We start from the raw sequence: 11590 nt of genomic DNA on the forward strand, positions 1-11590 counted from the left end.
GTCCGGCGCAGTTCCGCCTGGAGTTGCTGAGCCTGTTGTTCGTGTCGGCGTGCCTCCTGGCCGCGCCGCTCCTTGCGGGCGCTACGGAAATGCTCCAGTGCCTGACTTGTGGTCCAACAAGCGCCGGAAATCCTCATGCTCAGCCAGCCCTGCGGGGAGATCCTGGGCCTGCTGCGCCAAGTGCTTGGCCTCGATGGTTCGCTGTTGCAGAGCGGCTGGCGTGGCGCTGCGCGGCCGACACGGCGGGCTGCTGGTCGATCATCGTCTGCGCCTCTTCATCCAAGCGCGCCGCCAGCCGAGCTTAGATCCTGGATGGTGTCGGAAAGCGAGCCGGTACGTGCCAATGCCGCGCCTTCTTCCTCTTCCAGTTCCTTCAGGTAGCGATGGATGGTCGTCTTCGAGCCGACGTTGCCCAAGGCGATACATAGCTCGTCGATCGACGGATGCTGCCCCTGTGTGACCAACGAATCGCGGGCGCGCTTCACATCCAAACGGCTCAGTGCGGCACAGGCCACGATGCTCCTACAACTTGATACCGTATCTCGTACCAAATAGAGGCGCCTGCTAGCCTGCAGGACGCAGCAGCATCACTTGGGACGCTGGGACGGCAAACTGGCCGCAATCCTGGAGATTCACGTAGACGCGCTGTCCCTCTCGCACCTCTTCGCCTGGCGAGAGCGGCACGATAAGATGGCGTTGTCGCGTAAGCGTGTCCCCAGCACCGTCTCGACGGTGTGAGAGGAAGTTGCCAGAGTGATCCCCACCAAATTAGTAGTGGGGACCACTCTGGCAACAGAAGCACCGAAGAGACGTTCACGTAGAGGCATCCCGAATTACCCCCTTGAGTTCCGACGGCAGTTGGCCAAGCTGGCCTGCGAGCCAGGCGTATCGGTGGCGCGTCTGGCGATGGAGCACGGGCTGAATCCGAACCTGGTCTTCAAATGGCACCGAGCACTGCGTGCTGGTGACGCTTTCGCGTCCGACGATGTCGCAGTCGGTATCCTTCCCATTACAGGAAGGCCTTCGCTTTTTCCGTGTTCCTATACCCGCAACGCCAACAACGTTCCTTGCGGTTCGCCTGCCTTGGGAGGCAACGTTACGGGCTTACCCTGTTCCACATGAGTTTCAGAGCGGGTCGGATCCTTCCTATTCGCCGGCGGCGTTCCGTCCATGATGGTCCAGCACACAAAGACCATGCCTTGCCGCTTGCCGTTTGGCTCAAGCCTGTCAGCACATTTGGCTTGTTCAATGATGACGACGTTTAACGGAAGTTCACATGTGTTGATCGTTACCGCTCGTCCCTAGCCCCTCACCGCCTCTGTGCTGGCAGTTTCCACGCCCCTCGCGGGACCGAGTACCGGCTAATCCGGCGGGTACGTTGTCCCCGGAGCTTCACACCGAGCAGTTGCCCGCTCAGCATGTCCGGGTAGGGAACGGTTGATGGAACAACCGGTTTCATCGATAACTTACCTCGTGAAACAGGAACTCATGCGACTTTGCAGGTCGCACATGCGCCTTCATCCCGAAGTACCAGTTGCCGCTCTTCTGGGTCGACTGCATCTCTGGGTCGCGCTCACCGGTGCCGTTCTTGGTCGAGCTCGGTGCCGAGATCAGCGTCGCATCCACCGCCGTACCTGCCTTGAGCATCAGGCCTTTCGCGCTCAGCAGGTCGTTGACCGCAGCAAGCATCTTGGTGCCGATATCTTGCGCCTCCAGCAAATGACGAAAGCGCAGGATGGTGACCGCATCCGGCAAGCGGTCGGCATCGACGTTCAGTCGCGCGAATTCGCGGTACAGCGGCGTGTCGATCAGCGCCTCTTCCATTGCCATATCGCTGAAGCTGAACCAGTTCTGCATGAAGTGAATCCGCAGCATGGTCTCGATGGCAAAAGGCGGCCTGCCAGTCTTGGCGCGAGGACTGTGCGGCTCGATGAGGCCCACCAGTGTGGTCCACGGAACGACGCGCTCCATCTCAGTCAAGAAATCGCGCTTCCTGGTGCGCTTGTTGGTCCAGTCCAGACCCAAGGTCGTCTGTTTCATGTCCACCATCATGCCGCCACCGTGTGCTCTGCGCCAGCGCTCGCGTAAAGAGTTTTGAAGCGGGTCCTTAGGTACGTCGACGTTTTTCTCCATGATCGCGTAGTTAGCGTCGACAACGGGATTTCTTGTTTTGGCGGCGCCTATTGACATCGGCACGTGTATTTGACGGATGCTTTGCTCCGCGTTTTCTGCGCAAGTACCAGGCGAAGCCTATGAGCAGCGCAATCCATGTTACGAAGACGAGCGCCATTGTCGCCAGCACGTTGACTGGAAGGTCTGCAACCGACATGTTTCTCACGCGTGCCACCCATTGGGCAACACCTCACTGCGCAAGGGTTCGACTGGAGATTTCCTCGACATGTGCAAGGAGCCGACTGCACTTCGCCAAACGCTTTTTGCGCATTCACTTATACGGCTGGAATACGGTTGCGTTGCCATCCAAGCCGACCAGCAAGACGTTATAAGGCATGTGTCGATTGTCATATGCAGGGCTGTCCATACCTGGCGCGCCAATTGGCATGCTAGGGACCGCCAGTCCAATCGCGTATGGACTCTCCCGCAGCAATCGCCGAATCTCACGGGCCGGAACATGGCCATCAAGCGCATAGCCTTGAACAAGGCCGGTGTGACAGGAGGCATAGCGCGCTGGCATGCGGACTTTTTGTCTTGCCTCGACCGTGTCTTCGACGTCGTGTACAACCACTTCGAAACCGTTGTTCCGCAAATGCAAAAGCCAATCCCGGCAGCATCCACACGCTGGTGTCTTCCAGACCTCAATCTGGGTCTTGGATGCAGTCTTTTGTGCCCAAGCCAAGGCAGGCAAAAGCACCAGTCCTGCAATGACGGAACGCCTCATTGCTGAGACAGTCTTGATACCCGATAGTCTTGTCATAGTACTTATTCTCGTGCAGCCAAAATCGCCTAGGTTCCCGGCGGCGACAGCACACCAAGCCAAGCGACCGCAGCGAGAATCACTACGGCGAGTCCCGCCTCCATGCAAAGGCTTCGGCGCAGCGCTATAACCGCGTCAGAGTGGTCGCCTACGTCCAATGCCGTCTCCAGCTGTGGACTCAATCGATAGCGATTGGCCGCTGCCAAGCCCAGCATCGCTCCAAACAGGGCGAGTTTGAGCAGCAACAGACGCCCATAAAGGGAAGAGAAGAGTCCGTCAAGTGTCGGGCCTACGATCAGCCAATAGTTGAACACCCCTGTCGCGAGCAAAGTGGCGACAATCAACGTCCCAAGACGGGCAAAGCCATTGGACGTATGGCTCAGAATCTCGACCGCTTCCGTTGAGGCCGCGTGCCGCATGGAAGCCAGGAGCACAAACGCTGCTAATGCGCCGACCCATGCCCCAGCGGCCAGGACGTGGGCAATATCGGATGCAAGATGAAGATATCCCGTCGCACCATCGTGCATCGCCCCGTGCCCAGCCCAAGTGACGGTGACGAGCGCCACGGCGCCCAGGCCGGCACACAACCCAAAATGAGGTATCGGGCGTTTTGCCAACCAAGCAACGACGACCAGGCAGCTCACTAGCGCCACCAAGCGCGCAATCCAGGCCAGTCCGACCGTAGTGGTGGTCAGGATCATGCCGAAGATATGGCTAGTTAGGGCGCCATACTCGGTGGCACCGGTCATGGCTTTGGCCATCACCACGATGCTCCACAGCGACAGGAGGATGCCCAAGGCGGCAGTGGTTCCAACGGTGCAGACGTATCGACGCGCAATCGCCGATGCTCGGTGATCGGGCCGCAACGCTTGCACGCCGAACAGCGAGACACCGAACAGGATCGTCAAATCCAGATACAGCGCAAACCGCAAGGCGATATTGAGCCAATCGTCTGCCATGGTTTTACTTGACCTTAAACGAAATATTCCCCGTCATGGGGTGAGTGTCCGATGAAACTGCGCGCCATTCGACTTTGTACGTCCCGGTCATCAAGGGCTTGGCAGGCGTGATGACCATTGTCTTGGGGTCGTCGCCTGCTGAGACGTTTGCAGCAACCTTCATGGCATCTTGCCCCGACATGCCGGGCATTTCCGTCATCACCAGATTTGCCCCCGAGAATTGCGTCGAGAGACTCTCCGAGAACTTGAGCTCGATCTTTGCCGGCGCGGCTACTTCGGCTTTGTCGGCGGGCGTGGAAGACAACAGCTTGGGATGCGCAAATGCAGCCGTGCTGGCGAGAATGGCCGAGGCCGCGACAACAATGCTGGCAATGTAACGATGGTTCAACATATCAATACCTCCACTGGTGGTGAAAAAGAAAACGACTAGTACCAAACTCGCAGGCCTGCGACAAACCGAGTCTCGCCACTGCGGCCTCCATCAGCCCTGATCATATTGGCCGTGTTGCCAAACGTCTGGTACCGCTCAACGCCGATGTAAGGCGCGAATTGCCGGCTGAATTCGTAACGCAAACGCAGTCCGACGCTAGCGCTAGACAGGCCACTGCCGATCTCCAGAACCGGATCATTTTTCCCATAGAGGTTCGCCTCCACGCGCGGTTGTAGGATGAGGCGCTGGGTCAGCAGCAATTCATACTCCGTGGACAGCCGCAGCGCAGTACGACCACTGTTACCAACGTATGCCGTGGCCTGGATGTTGAACCAGTATGGCGCCAGACCTTGCACGCCAAAAGCCGCCCAGTTCCGCGCTGGACGCCCCGAGCCGACGTCGTTTCGGATCCCAAGCTGGGTGTCCCAGAACGTCGTGATCGCGTGCCCCCACAGCAACTCGGTGCGCGCCTCCTCGAGTCGACCTTTTTTCACATCGCCTTCCGCCTTCAGCACAACCTTGTTGTAAGTGCTTCCGTACCACGCTTGGGCCTCATAAGACGCGGCATTGGAGTTGGGCCCCCGCACCCACTCCAGGCGATCAATTAAGAACGATCCGAAATTGTGTTCATCGGCCATCATGAGTTGGCGGGTGTTGCTCAGCGCGTACTTGCCAACACCCAGTTGATATCCACCCGAGTATGCATTCGGATCCCGTGCATCAGGTGGCGCCGAGCCGCCTTGCATTTGCATCGAGCCATGGTCCATGCCCTGCATCGAGCCGTGGTCCATGCCCTGCATCGAGCCGTGGTCCATGCCCTGCATCGAGCCCTGATCCATGCCCTGCATCGAGCCCTGATCCATGCCCTGCATCGAGCCCTGATCCATGCCCTGCATCGAGCCGTGGTCCATGCCCTGCATCGAGCCCTGATCCATGCCCTGCATCGAGCCGTGGTCCATGCCCTGCATCGAGCCGCGGGCTGCTGGCTGAGTGTCGGCGCCCGAGCTTGGCGCCATGGTGTCGTAGGTCGCTGTAGATTCCTGTGCAGATGCGGCGCTGATGCTGACAAGGGCCAAGGCAACTGCCAGTGCTGTCTTAACGTGCTTATGCGTGGTCATTTGACTTGTCGATCCGGGCTTAGGCGACGATCACTTCACGGAACATACCTGCATCCATATGAAGCATGAGATGGCAGTGCCAAGCCCATCGGCCAAGAGCGTCAGCCGTGACAAGGAAGCTAATGCGCTGCGCGGGCTGCACCGGAATCGTGTGTCGGCGCGCCAAGAATGTGCCGTCCGGCGCCTCAAGTTCGCTCCACATCCCATGCATGTGCATCGGGTGCGTCATCATCGTATCGTTGTGAAGAATGACGCGAAGACGTTCCCCATAGCGAAAATGAACGGGGGTCGATTTGCCGAACTCCACTCCGTCGAGCGACCACGCGTAGCGCTCCATATTGCCGGTCAGATGTAACTCCACCTCGCGCTGAGGGCTGCGGGCGTCCATAGGGCCGCCGATCGTATGCATGTCCTGCAGGACCAGCACACGTCGCCCATTGTTGCGCAGCCCTATGCCGGGATCGTCGAGGTTGGTCCGCGCCATATCGACATGCATGTCGGTGCTGGGACCGTACTCTGTACGCGCATGACGGGCTTTCTTGCTCGGCACCTTCAAGGAGTTTGCGGCATTGCCCGGCATCGCTCCATGCTGGCTGTGAGCCATTGCCATGCCGCCATGGTCCATGCCAGACATGCCAGACATGCCAGACATGCCAGACATGCCAGACATGCCTCCCATGTCGCCCATCATATCCGCCATCGTCAGCCATTCAGCCTTGTCGACCGCTGGCACAGGGGCTTGCACGCCCTGGCGCACGGCCAGAGTGCCCCGGGCATATCCGGTCCGGTCCATCGTCTGCGCGAACACTGTGTGGGCCTCATCCGTCGGAGAGACCACTACGTCGCAGGTCTCGCCAGGGCCAAAGCGGAACTCATCGACCGACACCGGTTCGATATCCTGTCCGTCAACCTGCACTACCTTCATCTTCAAGCCCGGAACGCGAACGTCATAGAACGTGTTGCCGGCGCCGTTGATGAAGCGCAACCGTACCGTCTGGCCTGGAGAAAATAGACCGGTCCAATTCCCCGCTGGCGTCACGCCATTCATGAGGTAGGTCAGCGTCGCGCCGGAGAGATCCGCCAAATCGGTCGGATTCATGCGCATCTGGTTCCACATCTGCCGTTTGTTCATGGCAGATGTCCATCCCTCACGGGAGACATCGCGAAAGAAATCGACCACAGTCGGCTGGTTATAGTTGTAGTAGTCGCCTTGGATCTTAAGCTTGGTGAGGACGCGCATCGGATCCTCGTCCGTCCAGTCGGAAAGCAAGACGGTGTAATCGCGATCGGCCCGCACGCGGTCCTCGCCAGCGGGATCGATAACGATACCGCCATATAGTCCTGTCATTTCCTGGAAGCCGGAGTGCGAGTGGTACCAGTAACTGCCACTCTGCTGGACCTTGAAACGATACGTGAATGTCTCGCCCGGGGCGATGCCGGAAAAGCTGATCCCGGGTACGCCGTCCATCTGGAACGGCAGAATGATGCCGTGCCAATGAATTGACGTGGGCTCCGGCAGACGGTTGGTCACCCGGATGGTGACCGTGTCACCTTCACGCCACCGCAACGTTGGGCCAGGCAGCATGCCATTGATGGTAGTCGCCATGCCTGGCTTGCCGGTAAAGTTCACTGGGGTCTCAGCGATCACCAGATCGAATTCGGTGCCCCGCAGCACGGGCGCGGTGCCAAAGGCTGTGCCCTGGGCCTGCGACGCCCGCGCGGGCATCCCGCCCAAGCCCAGGCCAGCGATCACCCCTCCGGCGGCCAAGCCTTGCACAAATCGCCTCCGCGGAAGGTTCGGAAGCACCACGCCCATTGCACGATTGCTGCGCATCTCTTTATTCCTTGCGTAAGTCCCTGATGAGATTTGTACGGCAGGAGCAGCCTAATCACTCCAAGGCTACCTTAACCTGACCGAAACATTACATATTGGTCAGGTTGGTCAGCAACCATGCCGCTCCATGTACGCTACACGATACCGGTCGCACTTTTCGTGCGCCATAAGTAATAAAGAGACAGACATGAAGCTCCTTGTTGTCGAAGACGAATCCAAGACCGGCGAATATTTGCAGCAGGGGTTGTCGGAAGCCGGCTTTGTTGTGGACCTTGCCCGCAATGGCTTGGACGGCCGACATCTTGCAATGACGGGCGACTATGACCTCTTGATTCTTGACGTGATGTTGCCCGATCTCGAAGGGTGGCAGATCCTGCACGCACTGCGCTCAACTGAACTGGCTGTGCCGGTGCTGTTTCTGACCGCGCGCGATAGCGTCGCTGATCGGGTCAAGGGCTTGGAGCTGGGCGCGGATGACTACATGGTCAAACCATTTGCATTTGCGGAATTGCTCGCGCGTGTTCGAACTCTGCTTCGACGAGGCAGTGCGCCATCGCTTGCAGAACGCATCCAGGTGGCCGACCTGGTGCTGGATCTGACTCGCCGTCGTGCTTCCCGTGGCGGTCAGCGAATCACGTTGACCAGTAAGGAGTTCTCGCTGCTGGAACTGCTAGCCCGCCGTCATGGCGAGGTGTTGCCCCGGTCCCTGATCGCCTCCCAAGTCTGGGACATGAATTTCGACAGCGACACTAACGTGATCGACGTCGCCATTCGACGCCTGCGCGCCAAAATCGACGATAACTTCGAACCTAAATTGATCCATACCGTCCGTGGCATGGGCTATGTCCTCGAAGGTCCGGAGGACGGGGAGTAATGAGGCGCCATTCACTAACGGCGCGGCTGACCGCGTATTTCTCCTTGTCATCAGCGGCCATGTTGTTGGGCCTCGGCATTCTGATCGCCCTGGCCATGGAGGAGCATTTTGCAGTGGAAGACTTTACGGCGTTGGGCGAGAACGTGAACGTTATTCGCCGGGTGGTTGAGAGTAGCTCTGCACCCGAGGTCTCTAGTCGGCTCAACGACGTGCTACAGCACCGCACGGATCTGATTGTGCGAGTCCAGGCGCCACAGGGTCAGGCCTTGTTTGCCACCCCCGACTTTGACTTTGCGGAGGTGTTGGCCGTGCTACGCAAGGCAGGCCGTCATTCCGGGGCCCTTGTTTGGCAGCAGGGCGACAAGCAATACCGGGGGGTGCATATGCAAGTGCCGCTGCGCGACGACGGTGCGCTGGATGTATTGGTGGGCATCAATACTGAGATCCATGCGCATTTCCTACGCGCGTTTCGGAAGACGTTGACGCTCTACATCGCATTGGCCGCCCTGGCGAGCGGCCTATTTGGATGGTGGGCGGCCCGGCGGGGGCTGTTGCCGCTGCGCGCGATGGCTTCGCGGGCGAAGTCTGTGACGGCGGACCGCCTGGACGAACGGATGCCGGTCGATATGGTACCGGTCGAGGTTGCCGATCTTGGCGTGACGTTGAACGGCATGCTCGCGCGCTTGCAGGGCGATTTCCAGCGACTCACCGACTTCTCGACCGATATCGCACACGAGCTACGCACACCGATCACCAACCTGCTGACGCAAACCGAAGTGGCTCTCTCACAAATTCGCGAACCTGCAAAGTACAGAGACGTCCTTGCTTCAAACGTAGAAGAGCTGCAGCGTTTGGCTCGGATGGTGTCGGACATGCTCTACCTGGCCAAGATGGAGCACAACCTGACGCTGCCCAGTGCCGAGATGATCGAGCTTGCCGGCGAGGTGCGCGCACTCTTTGAGTTTTACGACGCGTTCGCGGAGGACAAAGCCGTGCAGTTGCAAGTGGAAGGACAAGCGCAACTGCGTGGCGATCGGCTCATGCTCAGACGCGCCTTCAGCAATCTGTTGTCGAATGCGATACGGCACACACCCAGGCGCGGCCGTGTGATCGTTTCCATCACGCCAACCGAGGAGGGCCTCGCCGTGACGATCGACAACGACGGCGAGGCGATTGCTCCCGACGTGCTGCCGTTCATCTTCGAGCGCTTCTTTCGCGCAGACAAGTCGCGTGCGCGCCCAGAATCGGACGGAGCAGGCCTTGGCTTGGCTATCACCAAAGCAATCGTTCTCGCCCATGGGGGAACCATTTCTGCCACACGCGTGCACGATCGCACTCGATTCACCGTCCGGCTGCCGATCCGCTGCTGAACTTTGGGGGGGCACGCTCGCTGACATCATCCGTCAGGTCGGCCCCTATGGCGGCCAATGTGTCGTGCAAGCTGCCCGAAGTCTTGCGTGAGCATGACGCCTTTGAAAGGTTGTGCGTGCATCACAACATGGCGATAACGCTTCCCCGTCAGGGGCCAGGCCCAGGCTTTTTCCTTGCTGTACATGCAGCGTGCCATTCCGGCACGTCGGCAATCAAGGAGAACCCAAATGCCTCACCAACACTTCCAAGCCTGCATCGACGAATGCGCCGCGTGTCGCGTGGCGTGCCTGCACTGCGCCACCGCCTGCTTGACCGAGAAGGACGTTCTGACATTGAGCACCTGTATTCGGCTGGATCTCGATTGCGCTGAGATCTGCGAAGCCGCCGTGGGCGTGATGGCGCGAGGCAGCGCCCAAGCCACTGCAATATGCGAGCTGTGCGCGAAAATCTGTCAAGCCTGCGCCGCCGAGTGTGCCAAGCACTCCCACGAGCACTGTCAGCAGTGCGCGCGTGCCTGCGAGACATGCGCCGACGCCTGTCGTGCCGTGCATTGAAGGTGGCATACCGGATCAATCTCGCTGATCTGTCGCACTTGTAATACGAGGGTCACGTTTCTGTCAGCCCCAGCCTTCTACACTGCATTGGCATAGCAGTGTCTTGTTTCAACTTGAAGAAGGAAAACGCGATGAACATCCTGAAAAAATCCGCATTGATGGGGGCAGCGTTGCTGGCGCTCGGTATCAACGTCGCCAACGCGTCAATGGCTACCGGCGCGCGCGACCCCTATACCGATGGCGGTCACGCGATGGGCAAGCGCGACCCCTATACCGATGGTGGACGCGCAGCGCGCGACATCTACACCGATGGCGCGCATTCGATGGGCACACGCGATCCCTACACGGACGGCGGTCACCAGTAACTGAAAGCTCAACCCCGGAACACCCCCTTCCGGGCTTTCCCCCTCACCCCGGAGCGCACCTCCGGGGCTTTTTTGCACGTCGAGGCATTCGCTGCACGTGCTCGCTGGACTGACTCATCAATCCGCTTCAATCGCTCTAGTGCCGCGCACTCTTGCTCGCCGACGCACGATAGCCTTCGTGGCGCTTCCGGCCGATGAGCATGTGTAGGGGAACGGCCGCAACAGCGGCGATGCCCATCACAAGGTGCGCAGTCTTTGCAAGACCACTCCAATCTTCGGGGCCGTAATACAGACCATAGGCGCTGATGGTCAGCAGCAAGAACACGATTCCCGTCAACGTGCCGGTCACGCGGTTGCGGCGCGCGACCCACGCGAAGCGGATGTGCTGCGGCAGCATGGAACCGAAGAGAATCAGGCTGCAGAACGCAAAGGCGCCGTGCAATTGCAGTATCTGGCGGACGACCGGCGCATCCGCCCATTGAAGCAGGTCATGCAAAACTGTCCACACCAGTCCAGACACCGCTACCGCTAGTAATACGGCGAGAGCAAGCCAATAGTGATACGGATGCAAGCGGATGCCTGTCCCTTTAAGCGGATGTCGATGCGAGGATTGCGTCATGATGCAACAACGTGTGCGTGATAACTCGATAGCGCGCGGATCGTGGAAGGGGCCGTCGTGCCCGCAAGCATGGCAACCTTGGTAAGAGCGTCCGCCCAGATACAGCGAGGAGCGATAACGGTGACAGTCCGCTCTGCGCAGGGCGCCTCCGTCAGTATTTGTTGCGATCGAATGGACTCAGTACCGGGAGGCAATCCGAAGCTTTCTGCGAAATAGTGACCGCTGGTGGCCGCGGCCCCGTGGGCGAGCATACCGAGTAATTCCAGCCGAGCCGGCGCGTTGGCACTGCGTACGTGGATGGGCTGCGCATGTGTGCCAAAGACGCGCAGATCCCCTCCAGCCGAAACGGCACCACTGCGGATGCCGTGGTGCCGTAAACTCAGGACGGCCATGTCGACGGCAAAGCCTTTGGCGATGCCACCGAGGTCCAACCATAGCGGGCGCCGCTTGCCGATGCGATTTTCACCGAGCGTCACCACGTCCGCAATCCGCGCGTCGACTTCCGCTGTCGGCCCCGCCGGGCGGGGCAGAATC

At 59.5% G+C, this 11590-nt stretch carries 13 protein-coding genes and 1 pseudogene; 5 read left to right on the forward strand and 9 right to left on the reverse strand.

What is annotated here, in order from left to right; all coding sequences use genetic code 11:
• Positions 1-275 precede the first annotated feature (275 nt).
• Positions 276-515, reverse strand: a complete 240-nt coding sequence (locus C404_RS60805) for a DNA-binding protein (protein WP_009241632.1) — start codon at positions 513-515, stop codon at positions 276-278.
• 259 nt (positions 516-774) lie between these two features.
• Between C404_RS60805 and C404_RS60925 the strand changes: the two are divergent.
• Positions 775-1014 (forward strand): annotated as a pseudogene (locus C404_RS60925) (transposase); the annotation flags it as partial.
• Positions 1015-1455: 441 nt separating this feature from the next.
• Here the strand turns inward: C404_RS60925 and C404_RS58125 are convergent.
• The 6 genes from C404_RS58125 to C404_RS58145 form a co-directional block, all read right to left on the reverse strand.
• The gene (locus tag C404_RS58125; RefSeq protein ID WP_256731011.1) at positions 1456-2040 is read right to left on the reverse strand and encodes an IS5 family transposase; all 585 of its coding nucleotides are present in this window, start codon (positions 2038-2040) and stop codon (positions 1456-1458) included.
• Positions 2041-2443: 403 nt separating this feature from the next.
• Positions 2444-2932, reverse strand: coding sequence for a DUF411 domain-containing protein (locus tag C404_RS59770; RefSeq protein ID WP_080633406.1), 489 nt, complete (start codon positions 2930-2932; stop codon positions 2444-2446).
• A gap of 29 nt (positions 2933-2961) precedes the next feature.
• Positions 2962-3891 (reverse strand): copper homeostasis membrane protein CopD, encoded by a 930-nt coding sequence (gene copD, locus C404_RS58130; protein WP_004635312.1) that lies wholly within the window; start codon positions 3889-3891, stop codon positions 2962-2964.
• Positions 3892-3895: 4 nt separating this feature from the next.
• Entirely contained in the window at positions 3896-4282 is a 387-nt protein-coding gene (copC, locus tag C404_RS58135; protein WP_004635311.1) for a copper homeostasis periplasmic binding protein CopC, read from the reverse strand.
• Between the two features lie 35 nt (positions 4283-4317).
• Entirely contained in the window at positions 4318-5439 is a 1122-nt protein-coding gene (locus C404_RS58140) for a copper resistance protein B (RefSeq protein WP_021197817.1), read from the reverse strand.
• A 19-nt stretch (positions 5440-5458) separates the two neighbouring features.
• Positions 5459-7273: a copper resistance system multicopper oxidase gene (locus C404_RS58145; protein ID WP_012435841.1), complete on the reverse strand. Its 1815-nt coding sequence runs from the start codon at positions 7271-7273 to the stop codon at positions 5459-5461.
• A gap of 187 nt (positions 7274-7460) precedes the next feature.
• Here C404_RS58145 and C404_RS58150 point away from each other — a divergent pair, with 187 nt between their 5' ends.
• The 4 genes from C404_RS58150 (at position 7461) to C404_RS58165 (ending at position 10437) form a co-directional block, all read left to right on the forward strand.
• Positions 7461-8147, forward strand: a complete 687-nt coding sequence (locus C404_RS58150; RefSeq protein WP_009241638.1) for a heavy metal response regulator transcription factor — start codon at positions 7461-7463, stop codon at positions 8145-8147.
• Complete coding sequence (locus tag C404_RS58155; RefSeq protein WP_012435842.1) at positions 8147-9517, forward strand: heavy metal sensor histidine kinase; 1371 nt, start codon at positions 8147-8149, stop codon at positions 9515-9517. Before C404_RS58150 ends, C404_RS58155 begins: the two co-directional genes overlap by 1 nt.
• Positions 9518-9745: 228 nt before the next feature.
• Positions 9746-10072 (forward strand): four-helix bundle copper-binding protein, encoded by a 327-nt coding sequence (locus C404_RS58160; protein ID WP_004635299.1) that lies wholly within the window; start codon positions 9746-9748, stop codon positions 10070-10072.
• A 131-nt stretch (positions 10073-10203) separates the two neighbouring features.
• Entirely contained in the window at positions 10204-10437 is a 234-nt protein-coding gene (locus tag C404_RS58165) for a hypothetical protein (protein ID WP_009241641.1), read from the forward strand.
• A gap of 136 nt (positions 10438-10573) precedes the next feature.
• On the opposite strand, the gene C404_RS0130635 is transcribed toward C404_RS58165, so the two are convergent.
• Complete coding sequence (locus tag C404_RS0130635) at positions 10574-11056, reverse strand: hypothetical protein (protein ID WP_009241642.1); 483 nt, start codon at positions 11054-11056, stop codon at positions 10574-10576.
• Positions 11053-11590 (reverse strand): FAD:protein FMN transferase (locus C404_RS58170; RefSeq protein ID WP_021197820.1); only part of this gene is annotated, 538 nt, incomplete at its 5' end. The genes C404_RS0130635 and C404_RS58170, both read right to left, overlap by 4 nt.

Origin of the sequence: Ralstonia sp. AU12-08, from assembly GCF_000442475.1 — a bacterium.
GTDB lineage: Bacteria > Pseudomonadota > Gammaproteobacteria > Burkholderiales > Burkholderiaceae > Ralstonia > Ralstonia insidiosa.

Bases quoted from the DNA above. Each gene is read 5' to 3' on its own strand.
- C404_RS58140 (WP_021197817.1), bottom strand. From the start codon at position 5,439: ATGACCACGCATAAGCACGTTAAGACAGCACTGGCAGTTGCCTTGGCC.
- copC (WP_004635311.1), bottom strand. From the start codon at position 4,282: ATGTTGAACCATCGTTACATTGCCAGCATTGTTGTCGCGGCCTCGGCC.
- C404_RS58145 (WP_012435841.1), bottom strand. From the start codon at position 7,273: ATGCGCAGCAATCGTGCAATGGGCGTGGTGCTTCCGAACCTTCCGCGG.
- C404_RS58155 (WP_012435842.1), top strand. From the start codon at position 8,147: ATGAGGCGCCATTCACTAACGGCGCGGCTGACCGCGTATTTCTCCTTG.
- C404_RS58150 (WP_009241638.1), top strand. From the start codon at position 7,461: ATGAAGCTCCTTGTTGTCGAAGACGAATCCAAGACCGGCGAATATTTG.
- C404_RS58165 (WP_009241641.1), top strand. From the start codon at position 10,204: ATGAACATCCTGAAAAAATCCGCATTGATGGGGGCAGCGTTGCTGGCG.
- copD (WP_004635312.1), bottom strand. From the start codon at position 3,891: ATGGCAGACGATTGGCTCAATATCGCCTTGCGGTTTGCGCTGTATCTG.
- C404_RS58160 (WP_004635299.1), top strand. From the start codon at position 9,746: ATGCCTCACCAACACTTCCAAGCCTGCATCGACGAATGCGCCGCGTGT.
- C404_RS0130635 (WP_009241642.1), bottom strand. From the start codon at position 11,056: ATGACGCAATCCTCGCATCGACATCCGCTTAAAGGGACAGGCATCCGC.
- C404_RS58125 (WP_256731011.1), bottom strand. From the start codon at position 2,040: ATGAAACAGACGACCTTGGGTCTGGACTGGACCAACAAGCGCACCAGG.
- C404_RS59770 (WP_080633406.1), bottom strand. From the start codon at position 2,932: ATGACAAGACTATCGGGTATCAAGACTGTCTCAGCAATGAGGCGTTCC.